Genomic DNA, 26,031 nt, shown 5'->3' with positions numbered 1-26,031 from the left:
ATTCTCTTATAAATTTAATTGACAAATTTTCATAGAATGGTATGATAGATACAATACAAAAAGCGTTTAGCTCAATAAAGAAAGAAAAGAGGAAACTTCAATGTCTAATTGGGACACTAAATTTTTGAAAAAAGGTTTTACCTTTGATGATGTATTGCTAATTCCAGCAGAGAGTCATGTGTTGCCTAATGATGCGGATTTAACAACAAAATTGGCAGATAATTTGACTTTAAATATCCCAATTATTACAGCTGCAATGGACACTGTAACAGAAAGCCAAATGGCCATTGCAATCGCGCGTGCAGGTGGACTTGGAGTTATCCATAAAAATATGTCTATCGAACAACAGGCAGATGAAGTTCGAAAGGTAAAACGTTCTGAAAATGGTGTTATCATTGATCCATTCTTCTTGACTCCGGAACATACCATCGCTGAAGCAGATGAACTCATGGGCCGTTACCGTATCAGTGGTGTCCCAGTGGTTGAAACTCTTGAAAACCGTAAGTTAATTGGTATTTTGACCAACCGAGATCTGCGTTTCATTTCTGACTACAATCAACCAATTTCAAAACACATGACTAGTGAAAACCTAGTTACTGCTCCGGTTGGTACAGACTTAAAAACTGCAGAGAGTATTCTTCAAGAACACCGTATTGAGAAATTACCTCTAGTTGATGAGGAAGGACGTCTATCTGGTTTAATCACCATTAAAGATATTGAAAAAGTAATCGAATTTCCAAATGCTGCAAAAGATGAATTCGGTCGTCTTCTAGTCGCTGGTGCGGTAGGTGTCACTTCTGATACATTTGAACGTGCTGAAGCCCTCTTTGAAGCAGGGGCGGATGCCATTGTCATCGATACTGCCCATGGTCACTCAGCAGGGGTTCTTCGTAAAATTGCTGAAATCCGTGCGCATTTCCCAGACCGTACACTGATTGCTGGGAATATCGCTACTGCTGAAGGTGCGCGTGCCCTTTATGATGCAGGTGTTGACGTTGTTAAAGTCGGTATTGGACCAGGTTCAATCTGTACTACTCGTGTTATCGCTGGTGTGGGAGTTCCTCAAGTTACAGCTATTTATGACGCTGCAGCAGTGGCGCGTGAATATGGTAAAACAATTATCGCTGATGGTGGAATCAAGTATTCTGGAGATATTGTTAAAGCCCTTGCTGCTGGTGGAAATGCAGTAATGCTTGGATCAATGTTTGCAGGAACAGATGAAGCTCCAGGTGAAACTGAAATCTTCCAAGGACGTAAGTTCAAGACATACCGCGGTATGGGCTCAATTGCTGCTATGAAGAAAGGTTCAAGCGACCGTTACTTCCAAGGTTCTGTCAATGAAGCAAACAAACTGGTTCCAGAAGGAATCGAAGGTCGTGTTGCTTATAAAGGTGCAGCAGCCGATATCGTCTTCCAAATGATTGGTGGTATTCGTTCTGGTATGGGTTACTGTGGTGCTGCTAACCTAAAAGAATTACATGACAATGCTCAGTTTATCGAAATGTCAGGTGCTGGTCTAAAAGAAAGCCATCCACACGATGTGCAAATCACTAATGAAGCACCAAACTATTCAATGTAATAAAAAAATCTCCTGTTAAACAGGAGATTTTTTATTTTACATAGATGTAAACTTTAATTTACAGTCAATTGACCATTATCTACTGTAAAGACGCTCAAGTTATCAGGCAAGTTTTGAAGATGGTCTAAACTAGTAGTTGTAATAAAAGTTTGGATGTTATGAGAAATAGTTTCCAATAATTTAAGTTGACGAGTATTGTCAAGTTCACTCATGACATCGTCAAGCAAAAGAACGGGAGATTCTTTGGTAATGCTCTCCATCAATTCGATCTCAGCAAGTTTTATAGAAAGTACCAAGCTACGATGTTGCCCTTGACTTCCGAAACTTGCTTCCATTCCATTAATCATGAAAATCATATCATCTCGATGAGGACCAACTCCAGTATTCTTTTTAAATAAATCTCTGGATCTACTTTTTTGAAGTGCTATATGGAAAGATTCAGCCAAATGTTCCTTGTCAATAAAGTTTACAGAAGGTTGATAAATGATTGACAATTCTTCTAACTGATCTGAGATGTCAAAATGTTTTTTCTTGCCAAAGAGTTCCATTTTCTGGATAAAGTCAGCTCGATGAATCATTACACGACATCCATACTCTATTAGTTGGTCATCAAGAACAGATAGGAAAGTCTCGTCTATGTTTTGTGTAGATTTGAGATAGGTATTTCTCTGTTTAAGGACGTGGTTATAACTTGACAGGTCTGACAAGTAAATTGGTTTAATTTGCCCTAATTCTATGTCAATAAACTTACGACGAATGGCCGGAGCACCTTTGACAAGTTGTAAATCTTCTGGAGCAAATAAGACAACATTCATATGACCAATATAATCTGATAGGCGAGCTTGCTTTAAGTGATTCACTTTAGTAATTCGCCCTTTTTGAGTTAGGTCAATTTCAAGTGGAATGCTTGTTGTTTTCTTTTTCAAGATTCCAGAAACTTGCAGTTGTTCTTGTTCAAATTGAATTAAATTTTTATCAGTCTTTGTTCGATGACTTCTCGTTAAGGCTAAAAAGTAAATACTTTCAAGAAGATTGGTTTTTCCTTGAGCGTTTCGGCCAACAAATACGTTTAATTTTGGATTAAAATTAACTTCGACATCTCGATAGTTACGAAATTGTTTAATGGATAGATTTTTCAGCCACATATTTATCTACCTGGGAAACGTGGTGCAGGTTTTGCTTTTGTTGACTGGTTCTTTTTCGCTGGCTTCTTTTGTATCTTTTTATTCATTTCCTTGACAAGCTTAGCTACACGTTCTTTCTCAAGTTTTTCTAGACGAAACTCCTCTAGTTCTTCTGATGTTGGTTTAACTAGAATAATTTGAGTTTTTAAATCAGGGATTTCAATAGAATCTCCGATTCTAATTTTTTTGCCGCGACGATTTTCTAATTCCCCATTAAAATATACAAGATGGTCAGCTAAAAATGATTTAATAGCGCCACCACTTTGGATGATTCCAAGATCTTTTAAAAGAGCTTGGAGCGTAATAAATTCTTCAAATAATTTGTATTCCATAGTTCACCTCAATCTTTGGTATTATACCATATTTTACTTAAAATAGTGGAAGGAAAACCTAAGATATGAAAACGATTTTAATTTCAAAAGCGTCAAAGAGAACAGGAAAAATTTTCGTTTTCATGGTATAATAGAACTCTATGTAAAAGGAGGTAAAAGATGGAGTTATTCCCTGGAATTGCAGTGCATTTTATCTATTCTAAAAAGTTTAAGACAAATAAAATAACCATGCGTTTCACAGCTCCATTATCTCTGGATTTAATCTCTGGTCGCATGCTAAGTGCCAGTATGCTTGAAACTGCTAATAAAGGTTATCCAACTGCCCAGGTTCTTAGAAAACATCTGGCAGCATTGTATGGAGCAGATTTGTCAACTCATGCTTATAGAAGGGGGCAAAGTCACTTAGTAGACGTGAGTTTGACTTATGTTCGAGATGAATTTTTAAGTAAGAAAAACGTATTAACTGCTCAGATTTTAGAATTATTGTATCAAGTCATATTTAATCCATTGTCAGATGAAGATGAATTTGAGAACAATGCCTTTGAAATTGAAAAAAAACAATTGTTGGCGAGACTAGAATCAGAATTAGAGGATCCTTTCTTCTTTGCCCATAAAGAATTGGATCAGTTGTTTTTCCAAGAAGAATCAATGCAGTTAGTTCCTAAAGATTTAATTGCCAGAATTTCCGAAGAGACTTCTAAATCTTGCTATTCAAGTTTTCAAAAAATGCTGAAAGAAGATAGGATTGATTTATTCTTTTTAGGAGACTTTAATGAAATTGAAGTTCTAGAAAGCCTGAAGAAATATAAGTTGACAGGTCGTAAAGAAACTGTAAACATTCAATATCGACAAGAGTATTCAAATGTTCTTAGAGAAGGAATTATCAGGAGAAACCTAGGTCAGTCCATTTTAGAGATGGGTTACCATAGCACGATTGGTTATGAGGATGATCAAAAAATGGCTTTACTTCTTTTAAATGGTCTACTTGGGGCTTTCCCACATTCTAAACTGTTTACTCAAGTAAGGGAAAAGGAAGGCTTGGCTTATACAGTATCTAGTCATTTAGATCTTTTTAGTGGTTTTTTGCGACTCTTTGCTGGTATTAACCATCAAGACCGAAATCGAGTACGGAAACTGATGAATGATCAATTATTCGATATCAAAAATGGTCGATTTACAGATGCTGAAATCAATCAGACTAAGGAAATGATTCGCAGAAATATGTTGCTAAGTCAAGATAACCAAGACTCGATTATAGATAGAGAATACTTAACTATCTTTTTTGGTAAGTCAGTTTTAGACCTAGAGACTTTGATAGAAAAACTAGAACAAGTTGACAAGGATGCGATTTGTAAAGCTGCATCTAGTCTAAAATTGCAGGCAATCTATTTTATGGAAGGAGCAGAATGACTAGAGTTACTTTTCAAGAGAAATACTATCCTGCTGTAAAGGAAACTCTTTATCAAGCAACATTAAAAAACGGCTTGACAGTTTCTTTACTTCCTAAAAATGATTTTAACGAAGTTTATGGTGTGGTAACTGTTCAAGTTGGTTCGGTTGACACCGAGTTTACAGATAGAGATGGGAAAAAGAAAAAATATCCTAATGGAATTGCTCATTTTTTAGAACATAAACTTTTTGAAAGAGAAAACTCCGAAGATATCATGGCTGCTTTTACAGAACTAGGAGCAGAAAGTAATGCCTTTACAAGCTTTACAAATACTAGCTATCTATTTTCAACATCTGATCATGTTATAGAGTGTTTGGATTTGCTTGAAGAACTCGTTACAAGTTTTCATATTACCAAAGAGTCAGTTGAGCGTGAAAAGGATATCATCCAGCAAGAACGTGAAATGTATCAGGATGATCCAGATTCTTGCTTGTTCTTTAAAACTCTTGCAAATCTTTATCCAGAAAGTCCTTTAGCTTCGGATATTGTTGGTACTGAACATTCGATAGAAGATATTCGTTTAGAGGATTTACGAGATAATTTTGATGAGTTTTACACACCTGTCAACAGCCATGTTTTTCTCGTTGGGAACTTTGATTTAGGATTAATACAGAGTTATTTCTCTAATGGACATACTGGAAATCAGATAACTAAAACTGCTAGAGAAAAAATAGCTTTACACCTTGTAAAGAAGGTAGAGAGTATTCGTATGGATGTTGCTTCTCCTAAATTAGCTATTGGAGTTCGAACAAATGCTGAGATGGAGAGTAAAGACTGCTATCGATACGGTGTTTTGTTGAAGGCCTTGTTTTCGATGATGTTTGGATGGACCTCAAAAAGATTTCAAAGTTTGTATGAAACTGGGAAACTAGATTCTTCATTATCTATGGAGGTTGAAATCAATCATCGTTTTAATTTTTTGATGCTGACAATGGATACAAAAGAACCTGTTGCCATTTCACACCAATTTCGAAAGGCAATAAAAAATTTTGTAACTGATCCGGATGTGTCAGAGGAGCATCTTGATTTAATAAAAAGTGAAATTTATGGAGAGTTTATCCATAATCTGAATTCTTTAGAATTTATTGCGACTCAATATCAGTCGCACGTTGATGAATCAACCTTGTTTGATTTGCCAAAGATTATACAGGAAATGACCTTAGAAGATGTTCTTGAGGTAGGTCATCATTTTATTGATAATAGTGAAATGGTTGAGTTTACGATTTTTCCGCTATAATAATTGAAAAAAATGAGACTAGAAAGAAGGAATGATAAGTATGAGGAAAAAAACAATCGGTGAAGTTTTACGTTTAGCAAGAGTAAACCAGGGGTTGAGTTTAGAGGAGTTGCAGCGCAAGACAGATATTCAACTGGATATGCTAGAAGCTTTAGAGTCAGATGATTTTGATAAATTACCTAGTCCCTTTTATGTTCGCTCTTTTTTGAGAAAGTATGCTTGGGCAGTTGAATTGGATGAAAGTATAGTTTTAGATGCTTATGATTCAGGTAGTATGATTACCTATGAAGAAGTTGATGTTGATGAGATAGAACTATCAGGTCGTAGACGTTCTAATCGAAAGAAACGTTCCCTGCTTCCACTTTTTTACTTCGTCTTATTCTCCTTATCAATTTTAGTATTCGTAACCTATTATGTTTGGAATTATATTCAAACACAACCAACAGAAACAACTTCAGCTAACTATAATGTTGTAACTACTACTACAAATGCAACAACTAGTGAAATAACAACTAGCAACCAAACCACTAGTCCATCAAGTTCGAGTGAAGCATCAACTGTGACTGTTTCAGGTCAGGGAGATGTGATATCAGTAGAGTATAAAACTTCTAAAGATACTGCTGAACTTCAATTATCTGTGACGGATGCAACAAGTTGGATAAGTGTATCAGATACGGATCTAGCTGGAGGAACTACTCTCGAGCCAAATAACAAAACAGCTAAAACAACAATTTATAAAGGCTCTCCGGTAACAATCACATTAGGCGTTGTAAAAGGCGTTAAAATTAAAATTGATAATCAAGAAATTGACACTGCGAAATTAACCGGTCAAACTGGTTGGATTAGACTAACAGTGAGTTCAAACTAAGGAAGGATAATATGAAAAAAGAAAATATTCCTAACATACTTACGCTTGGTAGAATTTTATTTATTCCGATTTTTGTTCTCCTTCTATCATTTGGCCCATCTCCTGTGTTACATAAAATAGCAGCAATTATTTTTGCTATCGCCAGTATCACGGATTATCTAGATGGTTATTTGGCTAGAAAATGGCAAGTCGTTAGCAATTTCGGGAAATTTGCGGATCCAATGGCTGATAAGCTATTGGTAATGTCAGCCTTTATCATGCTAGTTGGCCTCGATATGGCTCCTGCTTGGGTGGTGGCTGTTATCATTTGTCGTGAACTTGCAGTTACTGGTTTGCGCTTGCTTTTAGTTGAAACCGGAGGTACTGTTTTAGCTGCAGCAATGCCAGGAAAAATCAAGACATTTAGCCAGATGTTCGCGATTATCTTCTTGTTATTCCATTGGAATTTACTCGGTCAGATAACTCTTTATATTGCCTTGTTCTTCACAGTTTATTCTGGTTATGATTACTTCAAGGGAAGCGCATATTTATTTAAAGGAACCTTTCGCTAGATATGGAATCGATTATTGAAATTAAGGATCTGTCATTTCGATACCAGGCAGATCAAGAACATTATGATGTTCATAACATTTCGTTTCACGTGAAACGTGGAGAATGGTTGTCAATCGTTGGTCACAACGGGAGTGGGAAATCAACGACAGTTCGCTTGATTGATGGCTTACTCGAGGCTGAATCTGGAGAAATTTGGATAGATGGTGATTGCCTAACACCAGAAAATGTCTGGGAGAAAAGACGTAAGATTGGTATGGTATTTCAAAATCCCGATAATCAGTTCGTAGGAGCAACTGTTGAAGATGACGTTGCTTTTGGCTTAGAAAACCAAGGGATTCCAGTTGAAGAGATGAAGAAACGAGTCTCTGAAGCTTTGTCATTAGTTGGGATGGCGGAATTTACAAAAAAAGAACCAGCTCGCTTGTCTGGAGGTCAGAAACAGAGAGTGGCAATTGCAGGAGTAGTAGCTCTGCGACCAGATATTTTAATCTTGGATGAGGCTACAAGTATGTTGGACCCAGAAGGACGACTAGAGTTGATTAAGATAGTTCAGAAGATTCGCCAAGACCACCAGATGACAGTTATCTCTATTACGCATGATTTAGATGAGGTTGCTATGAGTGACCGTGTTTTGGTAATGAAAAAAGGAGAAGTTGAGTCAACAAGTACTCCTAGAGAATTATTTTCTAGATCAGATCTAGATCAAATCGGCTTAGACCAACCCTTTGTCAACCAATTAAAAGAATCGCTACGTACCAGTGGTCTGGACTTGCCAGAGTTCTATCTCACAGAGGAGGAACTTGAGGAGGCTTTATGGGAATTATTCTAGACAATGTGAGTTATACGTATCAGGAAGGAACACCCTTTGCCTCAGCTGCCTTGTCCGATGTTAGTTTGTCAATAGAGGATGGATCTTATACAGCAATTATTGGGCATACAGGAAGTGGGAAATCTACAATTCTACAACTTTTGAATGGTTTGTTGGTTCCCACAAAGGGAAGTGTTCGTGTCTTTGATACATTAATTACATCAACATCAGTCAATAAGCAAATTCGTCAAATCCGCAAACAAGTAGGATTGGTTTTTCAGTTTGCTGAAAATCAAATTTTTGAGGAAACAGTCTTAAAAGATGTGGCTTTTGGTCCTCAAAATTTTGGAGTTTCTGTAGAAGATGCCGAGGCTATTGCACGTGAAAAATTAGCTTTAGTGGGAATTGACGAGTCACTTTTTGAACGTAGTCCATTTGAACTCTCAGGAGGACAAATGAGAAGGGTTGCTATTGCTGGGATTTTAGCAATGGAGCCTAGTATCTTAGTTTTAGATGAACCTACAGCAGGACTAGATCCAATTGGACGAAAAGAGTTGATGACCTTATTTAAAAAGCTTCATCAGGATGGTATCACGATTGTTTTGGTGACTCACCTTATGGATGATGTAGCAGAATTTGCTGACCAAGTTTACGTAATGGAAAAAGGAAAGTTAGTCAAGAGTGGGAAGCCAAGTCTTGTTTTTCAAAATGTCGAATTTATGGAAAAAATCCAATTAGGTGTTCCAAAAATCACAAGATTTGCTCAAAGATTAGCTGACAGAGGACTTTCTTTCAAACAATTGCCGATAACGATAGAGGAGTTTAAGGAGTTCATCAATGGATAACATGATTTTAGGTCGTTACATACCAGGAAATTCGATTGTTCATCGTTTGGATCCTCGTAGTAAGTTAGTGGCGATGATTTTATTAATTTTGATTGTTTTTTGGGCCAATAATCCAATAACAAATTTGATCCTTTTCGTTGCAACTGGCATTTTTGTAGCCTTATCAGAAGTTCCCTTATCTTTTTTCATAAAAGGTTTGCGGTCTATGTTTTTTCTGATTGCTTTTACAACACTTTTTCAACTTTTCTTTATTTCTGGTGGTCAAGTCCTATTCGAGATGGGGTTTATAAAAATCACGAGTCATGGTATTGAGCAGGCTGGAATCATTTTTTGTCGCTTTGTTTTGATTATCTTTTTCTCAACCTTGCTTACTCTGACAACCATGCCATTGAGCTTAGCGACAGCGGTTGAATCCTTGCTTGGGCCTTTAAAAAAGCTGAAGGTTCCTGTGCATGAAATAGGTCTCATGTTGTCTATGAGCTTACGTTTTGTACCAACATTGATGGATGATACTATTCGCATTATGAATGCTCAAAAGGCGCGTGGTGTTGATTTTGGAGAAGGGAATGTAATCCAAAAAGTCAAGGCTATGATACCTATTTTGATACCTTTGTTCGCTACCAGTTTGAAAAGAGCGGATTCTCTTGCTACAGCTATGGAAGCTAGAGGGTATCAAGGCGGAAATGGACGTAGTCAGTATCGACAGTTGAAATGGATGAATAAAGATAGTGTAGCTCTATTACTTATTTGTGTCTTGGGCGGTATTCTATTTTTGTTAAAATCCTAGAGTGAAGTATAGAATGAGATAGGGTAGAGGTATGAACCGTTTTAAAAAATCAAAATATATCATTGTTCTATTTGTCGTTGTATTAGTGGTTTCAGTTTTTTTAGTGATGACGAAATCAAGTGCGGTTGTGACAAAAGTTGGAGATGGCATTTCTCTGATAGATAGAATTGTTCAAAAACCATTCCAATGGTTAGAATCTACAAAGTCTGATTTAGGAAATTTGACGAGAGCTTACAATGAGAATGAAACTCTTAAAAAAGAACTCTATCAAATGGAAAAAGAAACGAATGAAGCAGACAGTCTGAAGGAAGAAAATGAGCAATTACGTCAGTTATTAGATATGAAGTCCAAATTAAATGTGACCAAGTTAATTGCTGCGGATGTCATCATGAGAACTCCATCAACCTGGAAACAAGAATTAACAGTTAACGTTGGTTCTCAACAAGGAGCAACGACAAACATGCTTGTTGTTGCTGGTGGAGGATTGGTTGGAAGTGTTGAAAAAGTAGAAGACAACTCAACTGTGGTCAATTTATTGACAAACGCTGAGAATACAGAGAAGATTTCCGTTAAAATCCAGCACGGTTCTAGTAGCATTTATGGTATTATTATCGGTTATGATAAGGAAAAAGAACTTTTGAAAATCAGCCAGCTCAATAGCAATGGCGACATTAGCCAAGGCGACAAAGTGGTAACTGGAGGTTTGGGAAATTTTAATGCTACAGATATCCCTGTAGGAGAAGTCGTATCAGTGACACATAGTACGGACTATCTAACAAGAGAAGTTATGGTCAAAATGCATGCTGATCCAATGAATCTTAAAGTCGTAGAGTTAGTGGGGAATCTATCATGAGACTTTTTAAGCAAATAGGTATGTTTTTGCTCTTGCCCGTAATCATTTTAATAGATAGCCACTTAGGACAATTTGTAAATAGCTTTTTCCCACATTTTCAAATTGTAAGCCACTTCATCTTCATCTTCTTATTATTCGAGACAATCGAAGTATCAGAATATCTGTTTTTGGCCTATTGCTTGGTTCTAGGACTTATATACGATATCTATTTCTTCCATCTGATAGGGATAGCCAGTCTTCTTTTTGTGATTATTGGAGCAATCGTATATAAAAGCAACTCAGTTATTTTGTCAAATAGATGGACAAGATTATTAGCTATTTTAATGATGACTTTTACATTTGAATTTGGAAGTTTTATCCTAGCGCAGGTGGTAGGAATGACTGCAGAAAATCTACCTGTTTTTATAGTTTATAGTCTGGGTCCTACTATGATGTTGAATTTTATATGGATGTTAGTTTTCCAATATATTTTTGAAAAAATATATCTATAAGAAAGAAACAAAACTGTAATAAAGGCGTAATATTTATTAGGCCTTTTTTTGATATACTAGTATTGTCTTTTTAAAGAAGGAGCATTTACACTATGAAGAAAAAAATTCTAGCATCACTCTTATTAAGTACAGTATTAGTTTCACAAGGAGCTGTGCTTTCAAGTGTCCGAGCCAATACAACAAATGAAAAAATTGCTGCTCAAGATAGCAAAATTAGTGAATTGACAACACAACAAAAGGAAGCTCAAAAACAAGTTGATGAGATTCAAACTAAAGTAACAGCTATTCAAACGGAACAAGAAAAGTTGCAAGCTGAGAATGAAAAACTTCAAGAAGAGTCTAAAAAACTTGAAGGTGAAATCACAGAGCTTTCAAAAAACATCGTAGCTCGTAATGAATCGCTTGAAAACCAAGCTCGTAGTGCACAAACTAACGGAACTGCTACAAGCTACATTAATACAATTATTAACTCTAACTCAATCACAGAAGCTATTTCTCGTGTAGCAGCTATGAGTGAAATTGTCTCAGCAAACAATAAAATGTTGCAACAACAAAAAGAAGATAAAAAAGCCATCTCTGAAAAACAAGTTGCAAACAATGATGCAATCAACACAGTTATTGCCAACCAACAAACACTTGCTGATGACGCTCAAGCCTTGACAACAAAACAGGCAGAATTGAAAGCCGCTGAGTTGAATCTTGCAGCAGAAAAAGCTACCGCAGAAAGTGAAAAAGCTACTTTGTTAGAGCAAAAAGCAGCAGCTGAAGCAGAAGCTAAGGCTGCAGCTGAAGCAGAAGCAGCATACAAAGCGAAACAAGCAAGTCAACAACAAACAGTTGCTGCTTCAGCAAATACAACCTTTGCAGCACAAGTACAAGCAACTTCAAGCTCATCATCAGACGATGATTCAAGCTACACACCTGCAGTAACTACTGTAAGTCAGCGCCCAACCTATAGTTCAAATGCATCAAGTTATCCTGTAGGTCAATGTACATGGGGTGCAAAAACTTTAGCACCATGGGCTGGTGATTACTGGGGAAATGGTGGCCAATGGGCTGCAAGTGCAGCGGCTGCAGGTTTCCGTACGGGTTCTACACCACAAGTTGGTGCAATTGCTTCATGGGATGATGGGGGATACGGTCACGTAGCAGTTGTTACGGCTGTTGAATCATCAACTCGTATTCAAGTTTCTGAATGTAACTATGATGGTAGTGGAACTCAACCAATTGGAAATTATCGTGGATGGTTTAATCCGACAGCATCAAGAGGTACTGTAAGATACATTTATCCAAACTAATATACTGATTATTACTAAATTTAGGGTGAGGTTTTATAAATCTCACCCTTTGTATAGTGCTGAAAAATAAATTTCATTATATAATTACTTGAACTTATTTTATATTCTTTTCTTATAATTATTTAGTTAAAGTTAGATGAAATTTAGAGATTTAGTACGAGTGTAGCACGTTAATAAAAAAGGTTTCTAAAGGGAGTCGGTGTTGGAGTTATGTTTACATATAAAATAAATGTTGATGTCAAAGAGTGGGATTTGTTTTTAGAAAATCATCCTCAAGGAAATTTATTGCAGAGTAGTGATTGGGCCAAGATAAAGGATACTTGGGGGAATGAGAGAGTTGGATTTTATAAAGAAAATCAACTAGTTGGAGTAGCGAATATCTTAATTCAGCCGCTACCATTAGGACTTTCTATGTTCTATATTCCACGAGGTCCAGTAATTGACTATGAAGATAAAGAACTTCTGAAATTTGTACTTTTAACGTTGAAAAAACTTGCTAAAAAAAGCCATGCAATAATGGTTAAATTTGATCCAAGTTTGTTTATCAGTCGAAGTCTTATCGACCAAGAAATTATTCAAAATTCTAAAACTTTTGAAATTATTGAGGAATTGCAAAAAAACAAAGTTCATTGGACTGGTTTGACAAAGGATATGGCAGAAAATATACAACCACGTTTTCAAGCTAATATTCATAAAGAAAACTTCTCTCTGGATCAACTATCCAAGTCTACTAGACAGGCAATCCGAACTGCAAGAAATAAAGGATTGAAAGTAAAATTCGGTGGACTCGACTTATTAGATGAATTTTCATTTTTAATGAAGAAAACAGAGTCTCGCAAGAACATTAGTTTACGAGGCAAAGATTATTATCAGAAGTTACTGAATACTTATCCTGATCACTCCTTTATCACACTGAGCTATTTAGATTTACCTAATAGACTGAAAGAAGTTGAGAATCAACTCGAAAAGAATCTAAAAACAGCGCAGAAGTTTACAGATAAAACGAAAGAAGGCAAAGTAAAAGAGAATCAGCAAGAGAGAAAACGATTAGAAGAAGAAATTTCTTTTCTTAAGAGCCATATTGATGGAGGGGACAGTGTCGTTCCATTGTCTGGAACTTTGACCATCGAATTTGGGAAAACATCTGAAAACTTATATGCTGGAATGAATGAAGAGTTTAGACACTATCAACCTGCTATACCTACATGGTTTGAGACAGCTCAACATTCATTTGAACGTGGGGCAGAGACTCATAATATGGGTGGAATTGAAAACAACTTAGAAGGCGGGTTATTTAATTTTAAATCTAAGTTTAATCCCACTATTGAGGAATTTGCTGGTGAGTTTAACTATCCAACTAGTTCATTATATTTCTTGTTTAATCTAGCTTATAAGATTCGTAAGAAACTTCGAAGTAGATAGCATAAACACCACTACATTAAATTTTAAAAAATTAGCAATTAGAACATCTCAGCAGTGTATGTTGAGATGTTTTAAATTTAGAGCTTTTAACTAGTAATTTAATAAGGAGAAAATAACAAAATTACTTGAAATAAAGCTCTAATTATGATAAAATGAAACTTGTCGTGTGAACGATAATACTCATTCTTGATGAATTGTGAAACTGTTGCCCTTGGGTTGTTTTGCAAGCTGAAATCAAGAAGAGGAAAAAACAAAAAAGGAGAAATACTCATGGCAGTAATTTCAATGAAACAACTTCTTGAGGCTGGTGTACACTTTGGTCACCAAACTCGTCGCTGGAACCCTAAGATGGCTAAGTACATCTTCACTGAACGTAACGGAATCCACGTTATCGACTTGCAACAAACTGTAAAATACGCTGACCAAGCATACGACTTTATGCGTGATGCAGCAGCTAACGACGCAGTTGTATTGTTCGTTGGTACTAAGAAACAAGCTGCTGACGCTGTTAAAGAAGAAGCAGAGCGTTCTGGTCAATACTTCATCAACCACCGTTGGTTGGGTGGAACTCTTACTAACTGGGGAACAATCCAAAAACGTATCGCTCGTTTGAAAGAAATCAAACGCATGGAAGAAGAAGGAATCTTCGATGTTCTTCCTAAGAAAGAAGTTGCACTTCTTAACAAACAACGTGCACGTCTTGAAAAATTCTTGGGTGGTATCGAAGACATGCCTCGCATCCCAGATGTAATGTACGTAGTTGACCCACATAAAGAGCAAATCGCTGTTAAAGAAGCTAAAAAATTGGGAATCCCAGTTGTAGCGATGGTTGACACAAACACTGATCCAGATGATATCGATGTAATCATCCCAGCTAACGATGACGCTATCCGCGCAGTTAAGTTGATCACAGCTAAATTGGCAGACGCTATCATCGAAGGTCGCCAAGGTGAAGATGCTGTAGTAGCAGTTGAAGCAGAATTTGCAGCTTCAGAAGCTCAAGCAGACTCAATCGAAGAAATCGTTGAAGTTGTTGAAGGCGACAACGCTTAATTCGTATAAATAGTAATTACCTAGGAGGGCGGGGCTTAGCCCGGCTCTCCTATTTTTAAAAAATATAGGAGAATCAAAATGGCAGAAATTACAGCTAAACTTGTTAAAGAGTTGCGTGAAAAATCTGGTGCTGGTGTTATGGACGCTAAGAAAGCATTGGTTGAAGTTGAAGGTGATATCGAAAAAGCGATTGAATTGCTTCGCGAAAAAGGTATGGCTAAGGCAGCTAAAAAAGCTGACCGTGTTGCTGCAGAAGGTTTGACAGGTGTATTTGTTAACGGTAACGTTGCAGCAGTAGTTGAAGTAAATGCTGAAACTGACTTCGTTGCGAAAAACGCTCAATTCGTTGAGTTGGTAAATGCTACAGCTAAAGTAATCGCTGAAGGTAAACCAGCTAACAACGAAGAAGCACTTGCTTTGACAATGCCTTCAGGTGAAACTCTTGAAGCTGCATATGTATCTGCAACAGCTACAATCGGTGAAAAAATCTCATTCCGTCGTTTTGCTTTGCTTGAAAAAACAGATGCACAACACTTCGGTGCGTACCAACACAACGGCGGACGTATCGGTGTTATCTCTGTAATCGAAGGTGGAGACGAAGCACTTGCTAAACAAATCTCAATGCATATTGCTGCGATGAAACCAACAGTTCTTTCATACAAAGAATTGGATGAGCAATTTGTTAAAGATGAGTTGGCTCAATTGAACCACGTTATTGACCAAGATAACGAAAGCCGTGCAATGGTTAACAAACCAGCTCTTCCACACTTGAAGTATGGATCAAAAGCACAATTGACTGATGAAGTTATCGCTCAAGCTGAAGCTGACATTAAAGCAGAGTTGGCTGCAGAAGGTAAACCAGAAAAAATCTGGGATAAAATCATTCCAGGAAAAATGGATCGCTTCATGCTTGACAACACTAAAGTCGACCAAGCATACACACTTCTTGCACAAGTCTACATCATGGATGACAGCAAGACAGTTGAAGCATACCTTGAATCAGTTAACGCTTCAGTAGTTGAGTTCGCTCGCTTTGAAGTTGGTGAAGGTATCGAGAAAGCTGCAAATGACTTTGAAGCTGAAGTTGCAGCTACAATGGCAGCAGCTTTGAATAACTAATAATAAAAAGAGGAAGCAGATTTGTGTACTGCCCCCAAAAAGTTAGACAATTAATTTACCCAAAGGATTTAGTTCTGTATTGTACAGGACTAAGTCCTTTTAGTTTTACCTTAATTCGTTTGTTGTTGTAGTAATCAATATAGTCTACAATAGCTTGTTCCAAGTGCTCAAGTGACTGAAACGTATTCTCATAACCATAAAACATTTCAGACTTAAGAATGCCAAAGAAAGATTCCATCATACCGTTATCTGGGCTATTTCCCTTACGTGACATAGATGGTTGGATTCCCTTATTCTTTAAAAAATGATGATAGAAATCGTGTTGGTATTGCCATCCTTGGTCACTATGGAGAATTGTATTTTCGTAATGGTTCTCTGTAAAGGCTTGTTCTAGCATAGCTTTCATTTGTACTAAGTTCGGTGAAGTAGAAAGATTGTAGGAGATAATTTCGCTGTTAAAGCCATCTAAAACTGGTGATAAATAAAGCTTTTGACTGCTTGCTGGAATGGTAAATTCTGTCACATCTGTGTAGCACTTTTGCATTGGTTTGGTTGCTTCAAATTGACGTTGAATAAGATTGTCTGCTTTCTTGCCAATCTCTCCTTGGTATGAAGAATACTTCCGTTTACGACGAATTCGAGCACTTAAACCAAGGACCTTCATTAGACGTTGCACCTTCTTATGATTCACTACAAAACCACGATTCCTCAATTCAAGAGTCATTCGACGATAGCCGTAATTCCCTTTATGCTCAGTAAAAATAGCTTGAATTTCAACTTTAACATCATAATCTTTATCGTTTTGATCGAGCTGTTTTAAATGATAATAATAAGTTGAACGGGCAAGCTTAATAATCTTTAGAAGAATCTCTAAAGAAAACTCTGTTACCAATCCTCGGACAATTTCCGTTTTTCTTCTTGCTCTTTTTCGTCCCTCAATCGGAGTTCTCTCAACTTTTTTAGAACAGCATTCTCCGCTCTCAGGTATTCATTTTCTGCTTGAAGACGTTCTAACTCTGTCATCTCTTCAGGTTTCTTCTTTGACTTACGTCCCATTTTAGGTGGTCTCCCTCTTATTTTCTCAACAATAGTATACCCGTTTTTCTTGTATTGTGCCAGCCAATTCGAAAGTAATCCACTACTTGGAAGAGCATAATCCAGAGACACCCTAATTTGTGAACGACCTTCAAGAAGAACTTTATCAATGATCTCTTGTTTTAGTTCAGGAGAATAGTAACAATTCTTTCCTTTTTTGACGATTTTTATCCCATAACGATCAATCAATTTAATCATGTACTGAAGATTAGAAATATTTATCCCAAATTGATTTGAAAGCTTTCTAAAGCTCTCTCCTTGCTTTTTGAGTTCATAGATCCGAACTTTATCTTCATAAGTTAATTTCATAATAAAACACCCCAAAAGTTAGATTTTTTCCTGTCTAACTTTTGGGGTGCAGTTCATTTGCTTCCTTTTTCTTTTATAAAAAATTAAAAAGCCCTTTAACAAGGGCTTTGTGTATTTAGGAGACTAGACTTCAAACTCATAGAGTGCTGTAGATAGGTAACGTTCTCCGTTATCTGGTGCAAGCGCAAGGATTTTTTTACCTGCCCCAAGTTTTTTAGCAACTTCGATTGCTGCATAGATAGATGCGGCAGAAGAAATACCTACCAAGAAACCTTCTTTTCCACCGATTTCACGACCAAGTGCAAGAGCATTGTCTGATGTTACGCGAACGATACCATCGTAAGCTTTCGTGTCAAGTGTTTCTGGGATGAATCCAGCAGAGATACCTTGAATCTTATGAGGTCCAGGTTTTTCGCCTGATAAGATAGCTGATTCGTCTGCCTCAACTGCAAAAACTTGAATGTTTGAATTCGCAGCTTTAAGAGCATGAGAAACACCTGAAATAGTTCCTCCAGTACCAACACCGGCAACAAAGGCATCTAAACCGTCAGCTCCGAAATCAGCTAGAATTTCAGCTCCTGTTGTTCTTTCGTGAACTTCTGGGTTAGCTTGGTTGATAAATTGCAAAGGTAGGAAACCATCACGTTCAGCAGCGATTTCTTCAGCTTTAGCAATAGCGCCTTTCATACCTTCACTTCCTGGAGTTAGAACGAGTTCAGCACCATATGCTTGGATGATTTTACGACGTTCCACACTCATTGTCTCAGGCATAACGATGACAACTTTGTAGCCTTTAGCAGCACCAACCCATGAAAGACCGATACCAGTGTTTCCGCTTGTTGCTTCTACAATAGTAGAACCAGGTTTAAGTTTACCTTCTTGTTCAGCTTTTTCAATCATGCTTAGAGCAATGCGGTCTTTAACGGATGACCCTGGGTTAAATGCTTCTAGTTTTACGTAAACATCTGCTGCACCCTCAGGTACGATGTTGTTCAATTTAACAATCGGTGTTCTACCGACAAGTTCAGTGATATTGTTATAAATCGCCATATTAGCACCTCTATATATAAGATGCTACTAGTATAACGCTAACTTTGACTTTTGTAAAATATAGAAATCCTATCGAGGCGATAGGATTTTTTTATAACAATCAGAAAAAATAGTCAGTGTAAATCTAAAAATTAAGGGGGGATATAAAAAATAATTTACACAAGGTTTACAGGAACTTCAACTTCTCGTAAACCTTGATCTGTTAGGATAACTTTCCCATTAAAAAATTCTATGAGGGCAGCTTTGGTATCCTCTTTATCTTCTTTATTGACAAAGATAATTGTGTCAACTTGATCTGTAAAGTTGGTTTCGAGTTCCATAAGATTATGTTCTTTAAGAAAATTCCCATACTCTTGATATTGTGCATAGCTCATTTGAATTTGAATCCCTGCTTGTTCTTTAATTTCAACAATTCCAATTTCTTTGACAGCTAAGGCAACACTACCTGCATAAGCGCGAATGAGCCCCCCAGCCCCTAGCTTAATACCACCAAAATAACGGGTAACAACTACACAGACGTTGGTTAAATTGTGATTTTCCAAAACTCCTAGCATAGGTGCACCAGCAGTTCCACTTGGCTCCCCATCATCACTGGTTCGTTTGATTTCACTACGTTCACCTATGATAAAAGCAGAGCAGTTATGGGTCGCTTTATAGTGCTCTTTTTTTATAGCAGTAATGAAAGCACGGGCTTCTTCCTCGCTATAGACACGCTTTGAATGGCAAATAAAGCGAGATTTTTTGATTTCTTCTTGGACTTGTCCGTCCTCTTTTATCGTTCTAAATTCCATAATTTTATTGTACTAAAAAATAACCTAAAGTTCTAGATTTTACGAATAAAGAAGTATGAAAATAAATCCAAATTATCTTGGTCGACTTTTTACAGAACAAGAATTAAGCTCAGAAGAACAACAGTTGGCGGAGAAGCTACCAAGCATGAGAAAAGAGAAGGGGAAACTCTTCTGTCAACGATGTGATAGTATGATTCAAGATGAATGGTCTCTACCTATTAATGCTCATTACTGCCGAGAATGCTTGTTGATGAAGCGAGTTAGGAGTGATCAAGGATTATATTATTTCCCTCAGGAAAAATTTCCAAAACAAGATGTTCTTAAATGGAAGGGACAATTGACTCCATTTCAAGAGAAAGTATCAGAGGGATTACTTCAAGCGGTAGAAAGTCAGCAGCCAACTTTAGTTCATGCAGTGACTGGCGCTGGGAAGACAGAGATGATTTATCAAGTTGTTGCGAAAGTTATTAATGATGGTGGCGCAGTTTGTCTAGCCAGTCCCCGTATAGATGTTTGTTTGGAATTGTATAAGCGATTGCAGAATGATTTTACTTGTGAGATAGCCTTGCTGCATGGAGAGTCCAAACCATATTTTCGGACACCTCTGGTTGTTGCGACGACTCATCAATTATTAAAGTTTTATCATGCTTTTGATTTGCTAATAGTAGATGAAGTAGATGCTTTTCCATATGTTGATAACAGGATGCTTTACAAAGCTGTAAAGAATTGTGTAAAGGATGATGGACTAAGAATTTTCCTCACCGCTACTTCTACAGACGAGTTGGATAAGAAGGTTCGACTAGGGGAACTAAAACGACTAAGCCTACCAAGGCGGTTCCATGGGAATCCTTTAATTATTCCAAAACCCGTCTGGCTATCTGATCTGGATAAATGTTTGGATAAGTTTCGCCTACCATTAAAGTTAAAAAGATATGTTGAAAACCAGAGAAGAACTGGCTACCCCTTACTAATATTTGCATCAGAAATTACAAAGGGAGAGAAGTTGAAGGAAATCTTGCAGCTAGAGTTTCCGAATGAGAAAATTGGTTTCGTATCCTCAGTTACTGAAGATAGATTAGAGCAAGTTCAAGCTTTTAGGGATAGGGAAATGACCATATTGATAAGCACAACAATATTGGAGCGCGGAGTTACCTTCCCTTCTGTTGATGTCTGTGTCGTAGAAGCAAACCATCGTCTTTTTACAAAATCAAGTCTCATTCAAATTGGAGGACGTGTAGGTCGTAGCATGGATAGGCCAACAGGAGATTTAATTTTCTTTCATAATGGATTAAACCGTTCGATTAAGAATGCTATAAAGGAAATCAAGCTGATGAACAAGGAGGCAGGCTTATGATTTGTTTACTTTGTGGACAACATTTGAAGAAAAATCTAACCTTTGGAGAGCTTCTTTTTTTGAAAAAGGAGGAGAGCTCACTTTGTTTAGCTTGTTACTCAAGTTTTGAAATGATTGGGGAAGAACATTGCCCAAATTGTTATAAAAAAGGGGTGTCAACATCGTGTCAAGATTGTCAACTTTGGTGTAAAGAAGGGTTTGCAGTAAGTCATGAAGCGATTTTTACTTATAATCAAGCAATGAAAGACTTTTTTAATCGTTACAAATTTGATGGCGATTATATTCTCCGAAAAGCTTTTGCAATGATTTTAAATGAGAATTTAAAAAAATACAAGGATTACCATTTTATTTTAATACCGTTAAGCCCTGAGAGGTATGCAAAAAGAGGTTTTAATCAGGTTGCAGGCCTAATAGAGGCTGCAGGACTTTCCCATCAGGACGCATTAGGGAAAAGAGAAGAAAAAGCAAGTTCTTCTAAAAATCGTTCAGAGCGTTTGGCCACGGAACTTCCATTTTTTATTAAAGAAGACAGTAGGGTTCCAAAGAAAATTCTATTGATTGATGATATTTATACGACGGGAGCGACTGTTAACCGTGTCAAGAGTATGCTAGAAAATGCAGGAGCAGAAGAGGTTAGAACATTTTCCCTCGTAAGATGAGGAAAAAGATTGCAATAATTTTTTGAAAGCGTTATAATAAATATAGAAAAACAAATATGTTTAGAAAGAAGGTACTTATATGATTAAATATAGTATCCGTGGTGAAAACCTAGAAGTAACAGAAGCAATTCGTGATTATGTAGTTTCTAAACTCGAAAAGATCGAAAAATACTTCCAAGCAGATCAAGAACTAGATGCACGTGTAAATTTGAAAGTGTATCGTGAAAAGACTGCTAAGGTAGAAGTAACAATTCCACTTGGATCTATTACTCTTCGTGCAGAAGATGTTTCTCAAGATATGTATGGATCTATTGATTTGGTGACAGATAAGATTGAACGTCAAATCCGTAAAAACAAAACTAAAATTGAACGTAAGAACAGAAATAAAGTTTCTACTAGCCAATTATTTACAGATGCTTTGGTTGAAGAGACAGATGGGGCTCAAGCTAAAGTTGTTCGTTCAAAACAAATTGATTTAAAACCAATGGACCTTGAAGAAGCACTTCTTCAGATGGACTTATTGGGGCATGATTTCTTCATCTATATCGATGTTGAAGATGAAACAACAAATGTCATTTATCGACGCGAAGATGGAGATATTGGTCTTCTTGAAGTGAAAGAATCATAATACTTAATATGCTTAGATTAAAAAGGTGGTTTACACTAGTGTAAACCACCTTTTGTATTCATGATTACTACATTTGAGCACAAGTGCTATTCCTTCTTTAAAGGTCGCTTTTTCAGTGCAAATATGGTATAATATTGCGCAAGAGGTTTGTAATGAAAAAAAATGAAATGAATCCCTTTTTTATATACTTATTTGTTGGGATTGACTTTATAATCATGACTGTATTGGTTATTTTTCTTCAAAATAACCTAGTCACAATAGCATGCTTATTTTTGTTAATGGTGGCATTTCTTCTGCTATTTTATTTTCAGAAGAAATCTTATCAAAAAACAGAAATTGAACAAATCCAGTACGTAAACCATCAGGCGGAAGATAGTTTAAGTTCACTCTTAGAACAGATGCCGGTTGGAGTTGTCAAACTAAACATGGAAAGTAGTGAGATTGAGTGGTTCAATCCCTACGCAGAGTTAATGCTGACAACGGAAGATGGAGAAATTGACCTTCCTCAAGTTCAAGAAATTATAAAAACATCCATATCTTCTCCTGGAATTTATGCCAATGTGGGAGAAAAACGTTATGCGGTACATCTAGATAGAAATTCTGGTGTGCTCTACTTTTTTGATGTTTCTGGAGAGTACGAAGCCACTGTAGAGTTGGTTACGAGTCGCCCTGTTATCGGTGTTATTTCGGTAGATAACTATGATGATTTAGAGAATGAAACATCTGAATCAGACATCAGCCATATTAATAGTTTTGTTGCGAATTATGTCGCAGAGTTTACTGGAAAACATAAGATGTTCTCTCGCAGAGTGACTATGGATCGTTTCTACTTGTTTACGGACTATACGGTATTGGAGCAATTGATGCAGGATAAATTTTCTGTAATTGATACCTTCCGTGAAGAAGCTAAGCAGAGAGATTTAGCCTTAACCATGAGTATGGGCTTGTCATACGGTGATGGCGATCATGAGGGTATTGGTAAAGTTGCTTTATCAAATCTCAACCTTGCAGAAGTTCGAGGTGGGGACCAAGTTGTCGTAAAAGAGAATGACGAAACGAAAAATCCAATTTATTTTGGTGGTGGTTCTGCAGCTTCTATTAAGCGAACAAGAACACGTACAAGAGCAATGATGACGGCAATCTCTGAAAAGTTGAGAAGTGTCGACCATGTATTCGTAGTTGGTCATAAAAACTTAGACATGGATGCTTTAGGCTCTGCTGTTGGTATGCAGTTGTTCTCTAGTAACGTCTTGGATGAAAGTTATGTGGTCTATGATGCAGAACAAATGTCTCCGGACATCCATCGTGCCATTCAATTTTTAGAGAATGAGGGAGTGACAAAACTCATCCCTCTAACTCAAGCTATGGAAATGGTCACTAATCGTTCCTTGTTAGTGATGGTGGACCACTCTAAGACCGCTTTAACCTTGTCAAAAGAGTTTTATGACTTATTCACGCAAACGATTGTTATCGACCACCATAGACGAGATCAGGATTTCCCGGAAAATGCTGTTATCACCTATATCGAGAGTGGAGCAAGTAGCGCGAGCGAGCTTGTAACAGAGTTGATTCAATTCCAAAACTCTAAGAAAGCACGCTTAAGTCGTATTCAAGCTAGTGTTCTCATGGGCGGTATGATGCTGGATACTAAGAATTTCACCTCTCGTGTAACTAGCCGTACCTTTGACGTTGCAAGTTATCTAAGAACACGTGGAAGTGATAGTATTGTTATCCAGGAACTTGCAGCTACTGATTTCGAAGAGTATCGATTGGTTAATGAGCTAATCTTACAAGGACAGGCTGTACAACCTTCAATTCTTGTCGCTCAAGCCAAGGATACTAAGGAGTATGATACGGTAGTGATTAGTAAAGCAGCTGATACTATGTTAGCCATGTCAGGTATTGAGGCTAGCTTTGTCATTGCAAAAAACAGCCAAGGGGATATTTCCATCTCTGCACGAAGTCGAAGTAAGATCAATGTGCAACGGATTATGGAAGAATTGGGAGGTGGAGGCCACTTCAACCTGGCAGCTGCCCGACTGACAGATATGACTCTGCAAGAAGCAGGTGATAAACTAAAAACCGTTATTTCTAATGAAATTAGAGAAAAGGAGACAGAAGAATGAAAGTAATCTTTTTAGCAGATGTAAAAGGCAAAGGAAAAAAAGGCGAAATCAAGGAAGTGCCAACAGGTTATGCGCAAAACTTTTTGATTAAGAAAAACCTTGCTAAAGAAGCGACTTCTCAAGCAATTGGTGAGTTGCGTGGCAAGCAAAAATCTGAAGAAAAAGCACATGCTCAACTTCTTGCAGAAGCACAAGAAATCAAGGCGAAACTTGAAGCAGAAGAAACAATCGTTGAGTTTGTTGAAAAAGTTGGTCCAGATGGAAGAACTTTTGGTTCAATTACTAGCAAGAAAATTGCGGAAGAACTCCAAAAACAATTTGGAATTAAAATTGATAAACGTCATATTCAAGTTCAATCTCCAATTCGAGCAGTTGGCTTGATTGATGTTCCGGTAAAAATTTATCAGGATGTGACTAGCGTCATCAATCTTCATGTAAAAGAAGGCTAATCTAGATTTGAGTAATTATGTTGTAAAAGGAAGGGAAATCTGATGGCAGAAGTAGAGGAACTACGAGTTCAGCCCCAGGATATCTTGGCAGAACAATCTGTATTGGGAGCTATATTTATCGATGAGAGTAAACTCGTGTTTGTTCGAGAATATATAGACTCTCGAGACTTCTTTAAGTATGCTCACCGTTTGATTTTTCAGGCCATGGTTGACTTGTCAGATCGTGGCGAAGCCATTGATGCAACGACTGTTCGCACGATCTTAGATGATCAAGGTGATTTGCAAAATATTGGTGGTTTGTCCTACCTTGTTGAGATTATCAACTCTGTACCAACCTCTGCAAACGCTGAATACTATGCAAAGATTGTAGCAGAGAAGGCTATGCTTCGTCGCCTGATTGCTAAGTTGACAGAATCTGTTAATCAAGCTTATGAAGCGTCTAGTCCTGTGGATGAAATTATTGCTCAGGCAGAAAAGGGCTTGATTGATGTTAGCGAAAATACCAATCGTAGTGGGTTTAGAAATATTCGTGATATCCTAAACCTAAACTTTGGAAATTTGGAAACTCGCTCACAACAAACATCTGATATTACAGGAATTGCTACTGGTTATCAAGATTTGGATCATATGACTACAGGTTTACACGAGGAAGAGTTGATTATTATAGCAGCTCGTCCTGCTGTTGGTAAGACGGCCTTTGCATTGAATATTGCTCAAAACATTGGAACTAAGCTAGACAAGACTGTTGCAATTTTCTCTCTCGAGATGGGTGCAGAGAGTCTGGTCGACCGTATGTTGGCTGCCGAAGGGCTAGTAGAGTCTCACTCTATTCGTACTGGACAACTTACTGAGGAAGAATGGCGCAAATATACGATTGCTCAAGGGAATCTTGCTAAAGCAAGCATCTATATCGATGACACACCCGGAATCCGGATTACTGAAATTCGGTCACGCGCCAGAAAATTGTCTCAGGAAACAGGCAATCTTGGATTAATCTTGATTGACTACCTGCAGCTAATCACAGGAACAGGCAGAGAAAACCGTCAACAAGAGGTGTCAGAGATTTCACGTCAGTTGAAGATTTTGGCCAAGGAATTGAAGGTTCCCGTTATCGCGCTGAGTCAGTTGTCGCGTAGTGTTGAACAACGTCAAGATAAAAGACCGGTATTATCAGATATTCGTGAGTCTGGATCTATCGAGCAGGATGCGGATATTGTAGCCTTTCTTTATCGTGACGACTATTATGAGCGTGGTGGCGAAGAAGAGGAAGGTCTTCCTAATAACAAAGTAGAAGTTATTATCGAGAAAAACCGTAGCGGTGCACGTGGAACGGTAGAATTGATTTTCCAAAAAGAGTATAACAAGTTTTCAAGCATTTCGAAGAGAGAGGAACAAAGATGACAGATGCATTTACAGATGTAGCCAAGATGAAAAAAATCAAAGAGGAAATCAAGGCACATGAAGGACAAGTCGTGGAAATGACCTTAGAAAATGGTCGTAAACGCCAAAAGAATCGCTTAGGAAGACTCATTGAAGTTTATCCATCGCTCTTTATCGTTGAATTTGGAAATGTTGAAGGGGACAAACAGGCCAATGTCTATGTTGAATCCTTCACCTATTCAGATATTTTAACGGAAAAGAATTTGATTCACTATTTGGATTAAGGTTGAAAGTGGGAGTTTTCTCACTTTT

General features: G+C 37.3%; 26 protein-coding genes. 21 read left to right on the top strand and 5 right to left on the bottom strand.

The window, feature by feature from the left end:
• The first annotated feature begins 100 nt into the window (after positions 1-100).
• On the top strand, positions 101-1,579 hold the full coding sequence (gene guaB, locus HW271_RS08670) for an IMP dehydrogenase (protein ID WP_006154819.1): 1,479 nt from the start codon (positions 101-103) through the stop codon (positions 1,577-1,579).
• A 53-nt stretch (positions 1,580-1,632) separates the two neighbouring features.
• Here guaB and recF read toward each other — a convergent pair whose 3' ends face one another.
• Positions 1,633-2,724 (bottom strand): DNA replication/repair protein RecF, encoded by a 1,092-nt coding sequence (recF, locus tag HW271_RS08665; RefSeq protein WP_178895627.1) that lies wholly within the window; start codon positions 2,722-2,724, stop codon positions 1,633-1,635.
• A gap of 2 nt (positions 2,725-2,726) precedes the next feature.
• Positions 2,727-3,095 (bottom strand): S4 domain-containing protein YaaA, encoded by a 369-nt coding sequence (gene yaaA / locus HW271_RS08660; RefSeq protein WP_178895626.1) that lies wholly within the window; start codon positions 3,093-3,095, stop codon positions 2,727-2,729.
• A 159-nt stretch (positions 3,096-3,254) separates the two neighbouring features.
• Here yaaA and yfmF point away from each other — a divergent pair, with 159 nt between their 5' ends.
• The 13 genes from yfmF to tsf all read left to right on the top strand — a co-directional run bounded on the left by yfmF (position 3,255) and on the right by tsf (position 15,878).
• Positions 3,255-4,505, top strand: coding sequence for an EF-P 5-aminopentanol modification-associated protein YfmF (yfmF, locus tag HW271_RS08655; protein ID WP_178895625.1), 1,251 nt, complete (start codon positions 3,255-3,257; stop codon positions 4,503-4,505).
• A complete protein-coding gene (yfmH, locus tag HW271_RS08650) occupies positions 4,502-5,782 on the top strand; it encodes an EF-P 5-aminopentanol modification-associated protein YfmH (RefSeq protein ID WP_178895624.1) in 1,281 nt (426 codons plus the stop codon). Before yfmF ends, yfmH begins: the two co-directional genes overlap by 4 nt.
• 40 nt (positions 5,783-5,822) lie before the next feature.
• On the top strand, positions 5,823-6,650 hold the full coding sequence (gene rodZ, locus HW271_RS08645) for a cytoskeleton protein RodZ (protein ID WP_178895623.1): 828 nt from the start codon (positions 5,823-5,825) through the stop codon (positions 6,648-6,650).
• Positions 6,651-6,661: 11 nt separating this feature from the next.
• Positions 6,662-7,201, top strand: a complete 540-nt coding sequence (gene pgsA, locus HW271_RS08640; protein ID WP_006150908.1) for a CDP-diacylglycerol--glycerol-3-phosphate 3-phosphatidyltransferase — start codon at positions 6,662-6,664, stop codon at positions 7,199-7,201.
• A gap of 2 nt (positions 7,202-7,203) precedes the next feature.
• Positions 7,204-8,031 (top strand): energy-coupling factor ABC transporter ATP-binding protein, encoded by an 828-nt coding sequence (locus HW271_RS08635; RefSeq protein ID WP_178895622.1) that lies wholly within the window; start codon positions 7,204-7,206, stop codon positions 8,029-8,031.
• A complete protein-coding gene (locus HW271_RS08630) occupies positions 8,016-8,855 on the top strand; it encodes an energy-coupling factor transporter ATPase (protein ID WP_178895621.1) in 840 nt (279 codons plus the stop codon). The genes HW271_RS08635 and HW271_RS08630 overlap by 16 nt, the downstream gene beginning before the upstream one ends.
• The gene (locus HW271_RS08625) at positions 8,848-9,642 is read left to right on the top strand and encodes an energy-coupling factor transporter transmembrane protein EcfT (RefSeq protein ID WP_178895620.1); all 795 of its coding nucleotides are present in this window, start codon (positions 8,848-8,850) and stop codon (positions 9,640-9,642) included. Before HW271_RS08630 ends, HW271_RS08625 begins: the two co-directional genes overlap by 8 nt.
• Before the next feature lie 31 nt (positions 9,643-9,673).
• Positions 9,674-10,495, top strand: coding sequence for a rod shape-determining protein MreC (gene mreC / locus HW271_RS08620; RefSeq protein ID WP_178895619.1), 822 nt, complete (start codon positions 9,674-9,676; stop codon positions 10,493-10,495).
• Positions 10,492-10,986, top strand: coding sequence for a rod shape-determining protein MreD (gene mreD / locus HW271_RS08615; protein WP_178895618.1), 495 nt, complete (start codon positions 10,492-10,494; stop codon positions 10,984-10,986). The genes mreC and mreD overlap by 4 nt, the downstream gene beginning before the upstream one ends.
• Before the next feature lie 92 nt (positions 10,987-11,078).
• Positions 11,079-12,284, top strand: a complete 1,206-nt coding sequence (gene pcsB, locus HW271_RS08610) for a peptidoglycan hydrolase PcsB (RefSeq protein ID WP_178895617.1) — start codon at positions 11,079-11,081, stop codon at positions 12,282-12,284.
• A gap of 210 nt (positions 12,285-12,494) precedes the next feature.
• A complete protein-coding gene (locus tag HW271_RS08605; protein ID WP_178895616.1) occupies positions 12,495-13,706 on the top strand; it encodes an aminoacyltransferase in 1,212 nt (403 codons plus the stop codon).
• Between the two features lie 270 nt (positions 13,707-13,976).
• The gene (gene rpsB, locus HW271_RS08600; RefSeq protein WP_178895615.1) at positions 13,977-14,759 is read left to right on the top strand and encodes a 30S ribosomal protein S2; all 783 of its coding nucleotides are present in this window, start codon (positions 13,977-13,979) and stop codon (positions 14,757-14,759) included.
• Between the two features lie 78 nt (positions 14,760-14,837).
• Entirely contained in the window at positions 14,838-15,878 is a 1,041-nt protein-coding gene (gene tsf, locus HW271_RS08595; protein ID WP_049494452.1) for a translation elongation factor Ts, read from the top strand.
• A 55-nt stretch (positions 15,879-15,933) separates the two neighbouring features.
• On the opposite strand, the gene HW271_RS08590 is transcribed toward tsf, so the two are convergent.
• The 3 genes from HW271_RS08590 to HW271_RS08580 all read right to left on the bottom strand — a co-directional run bounded on the left by HW271_RS08590 (position 15,934) and on the right by HW271_RS08580 (position 19,123).
• Positions 15,934-17,282, bottom strand: a protein-coding gene (locus tag HW271_RS08590; protein WP_178894523.1) for an IS3 family transposase whose coding sequence is annotated in 2 segments (ribosomal slippage) — positions 15,934-16,841 and positions 16,841-17,282 — 1,350 coding nt in all. Because the reading frame shifts where the segments join, the coding sequence is not laid out codon by codon here.
• Positions 17,283-17,405: 123 nt separating this feature from the next.
• Positions 17,406-18,332, bottom strand: coding sequence for a cysteine synthase A (gene cysK / locus HW271_RS08585; RefSeq protein ID WP_178895614.1), 927 nt, complete (start codon positions 18,330-18,332; stop codon positions 17,406-17,408).
• A 155-nt stretch (positions 18,333-18,487) separates the two neighbouring features.
• Positions 18,488-19,123: a YigZ family protein gene (locus HW271_RS08580; RefSeq protein WP_178895613.1), complete on the bottom strand. Its 636-nt coding sequence runs from the start codon at positions 19,121-19,123 to the stop codon at positions 18,488-18,490.
• Between the two features lie 55 nt (positions 19,124-19,178).
• Between HW271_RS08580 and HW271_RS08575 the strand changes: the two genes are divergently transcribed.
• The 7 genes from HW271_RS08575 (at position 19,179) to HW271_RS08545 (ending at position 26,003) form a co-directional block, all read left to right on the top strand.
• Positions 19,179-20,477, top strand: a complete 1,299-nt coding sequence (locus HW271_RS08575) for a DEAD/DEAH box helicase (RefSeq protein WP_178895612.1) — start codon at positions 19,179-19,181, stop codon at positions 20,475-20,477.
• A complete protein-coding gene (locus HW271_RS08570) occupies positions 20,474-21,136 on the top strand; it encodes a ComF family protein (RefSeq protein ID WP_178895611.1) in 663 nt (220 codons plus the stop codon). The genes HW271_RS08575 and HW271_RS08570 overlap by 4 nt, the downstream gene beginning before the upstream one ends.
• 79 nt (positions 21,137-21,215) lie before the next feature.
• Positions 21,216-21,764 (top strand): ribosome hibernation-promoting factor, HPF/YfiA family, encoded by a 549-nt coding sequence (hpf, locus tag HW271_RS08565; protein ID WP_178895610.1) that lies wholly within the window; start codon positions 21,216-21,218, stop codon positions 21,762-21,764.
• A gap of 215 nt (positions 21,765-21,979) precedes the next feature.
• Positions 21,980-23,890: a DHH family phosphoesterase gene (locus HW271_RS08560; RefSeq protein WP_398588224.1), complete on the top strand. Its 1,911-nt coding sequence runs from the start codon at positions 21,980-21,982 to the stop codon at positions 23,888-23,890.
• Entirely contained in the window at positions 23,887-24,339 is a 453-nt protein-coding gene (rplI, locus tag HW271_RS08555) for a 50S ribosomal protein L9 (protein ID WP_178895608.1), read from the top strand. Before HW271_RS08560 ends, rplI begins: the two co-directional genes overlap by 4 nt.
• 42 nt (positions 24,340-24,381) lie before the next feature.
• Positions 24,382-25,740, top strand: coding sequence for a replicative DNA helicase (dnaB, locus tag HW271_RS08550; RefSeq protein WP_178895607.1), 1,359 nt, complete (start codon positions 24,382-24,384; stop codon positions 25,738-25,740).
• Positions 25,737-26,003: a Veg family protein gene (locus tag HW271_RS08545; RefSeq protein ID WP_006154753.1), complete on the top strand. Its 267-nt coding sequence runs from the start codon at positions 25,737-25,739 to the stop codon at positions 26,001-26,003. The genes dnaB and HW271_RS08545 overlap by 4 nt, the downstream gene beginning before the upstream one ends.
• The last annotated feature ends 28 nt before the right edge of the window (positions 26,004-26,031 follow it).

This window comes from Streptococcus sp. oral taxon 061 (assembly GCF_013394695.1).
Classification (GTDB): Bacteria; Bacillota; Bacilli; order Lactobacillales; family Streptococcaceae; genus Streptococcus.
This window is presented reverse-complemented; position numbering and strand designations above follow the sequence as displayed.

Excerpts from the sequence above, each read along its gene's own strand:
- guaB (WP_006154819.1), top strand. The coding sequence starts at position 101 with ATGTCTAATTGGGACACTAAATTTTTGAAAAAAGGTTTTACCTTTGAT.
- recF (WP_178895627.1), bottom strand. The coding sequence starts at position 2,724 with ATGTGGCTGAAAAATCTATCCATTAAACAATTTCGTAACTATCGAGAT.
- yaaA (WP_178895626.1), bottom strand. The coding sequence starts at position 3,095 with ATGGAATACAAATTATTTGAAGAATTTATTACGCTCCAAGCTCTTTTA.
- yfmF (WP_178895625.1), top strand. The coding sequence starts at position 3,255 with ATGGAGTTATTCCCTGGAATTGCAGTGCATTTTATCTATTCTAAAAAG.
- yfmH (WP_178895624.1), top strand. The coding sequence starts at position 4,502 with ATGACTAGAGTTACTTTTCAAGAGAAATACTATCCTGCTGTAAAGGAA.
- rodZ (WP_178895623.1), top strand. The coding sequence starts at position 5,823 with ATGAGGAAAAAAACAATCGGTGAAGTTTTACGTTTAGCAAGAGTAAAC.
- pgsA (WP_006150908.1), top strand. The coding sequence starts at position 6,662 with ATGAAAAAAGAAAATATTCCTAACATACTTACGCTTGGTAGAATTTTA.
- HW271_RS08635 (WP_178895622.1), top strand. The coding sequence starts at position 7,204 with ATGGAATCGATTATTGAAATTAAGGATCTGTCATTTCGATACCAGGCA.
- HW271_RS08630 (WP_178895621.1), top strand. The coding sequence starts at position 8,016 with ATGGGAATTATTCTAGACAATGTGAGTTATACGTATCAGGAAGGAACA.
- HW271_RS08625 (WP_178895620.1), top strand. The coding sequence starts at position 8,848 with ATGGATAACATGATTTTAGGTCGTTACATACCAGGAAATTCGATTGTT.
- mreC (WP_178895619.1), top strand. The coding sequence starts at position 9,674 with ATGAACCGTTTTAAAAAATCAAAATATATCATTGTTCTATTTGTCGTT.
- mreD (WP_178895618.1), top strand. The coding sequence starts at position 10,492 with ATGAGACTTTTTAAGCAAATAGGTATGTTTTTGCTCTTGCCCGTAATC.
- pcsB (WP_178895617.1), top strand. The coding sequence starts at position 11,079 with ATGAAGAAAAAAATTCTAGCATCACTCTTATTAAGTACAGTATTAGTT.
- HW271_RS08605 (WP_178895616.1), top strand. The coding sequence starts at position 12,495 with ATGTTTACATATAAAATAAATGTTGATGTCAAAGAGTGGGATTTGTTT.
- rpsB (WP_178895615.1), top strand. The coding sequence starts at position 13,977 with ATGGCAGTAATTTCAATGAAACAACTTCTTGAGGCTGGTGTACACTTT.
- tsf (WP_049494452.1), top strand. The coding sequence starts at position 14,838 with ATGGCAGAAATTACAGCTAAACTTGTTAAAGAGTTGCGTGAAAAATCT.
- cysK (WP_178895614.1), bottom strand. The coding sequence starts at position 18,332 with ATGGCGATTTATAACAATATCACTGAACTTGTCGGTAGAACACCGATT.
- HW271_RS08580 (WP_178895613.1), bottom strand. The coding sequence starts at position 19,123 with ATGGAATTTAGAACGATAAAAGAGGACGGACAAGTCCAAGAAGAAATC.
- HW271_RS08575 (WP_178895612.1), top strand. The coding sequence starts at position 19,179 with ATGAAAATAAATCCAAATTATCTTGGTCGACTTTTTACAGAACAAGAA.
- HW271_RS08570 (WP_178895611.1), top strand. The coding sequence starts at position 20,474 with ATGATTTGTTTACTTTGTGGACAACATTTGAAGAAAAATCTAACCTTT.
- hpf (WP_178895610.1), top strand. The coding sequence starts at position 21,216 with ATGATTAAATATAGTATCCGTGGTGAAAACCTAGAAGTAACAGAAGCA.
- HW271_RS08560 (WP_398588224.1), top strand. The coding sequence starts at position 21,980 with ATGACTGTATTGGTTATTTTTCTTCAAAATAACCTAGTCACAATAGCA.
- rplI (WP_178895608.1), top strand. The coding sequence starts at position 23,887 with ATGAAAGTAATCTTTTTAGCAGATGTAAAAGGCAAAGGAAAAAAAGGC.
- dnaB (WP_178895607.1), top strand. The coding sequence starts at position 24,382 with ATGGCAGAAGTAGAGGAACTACGAGTTCAGCCCCAGGATATCTTGGCA.
- HW271_RS08545 (WP_006154753.1), top strand. The coding sequence starts at position 25,737 with ATGACAGATGCATTTACAGATGTAGCCAAGATGAAAAAAATCAAAGAG.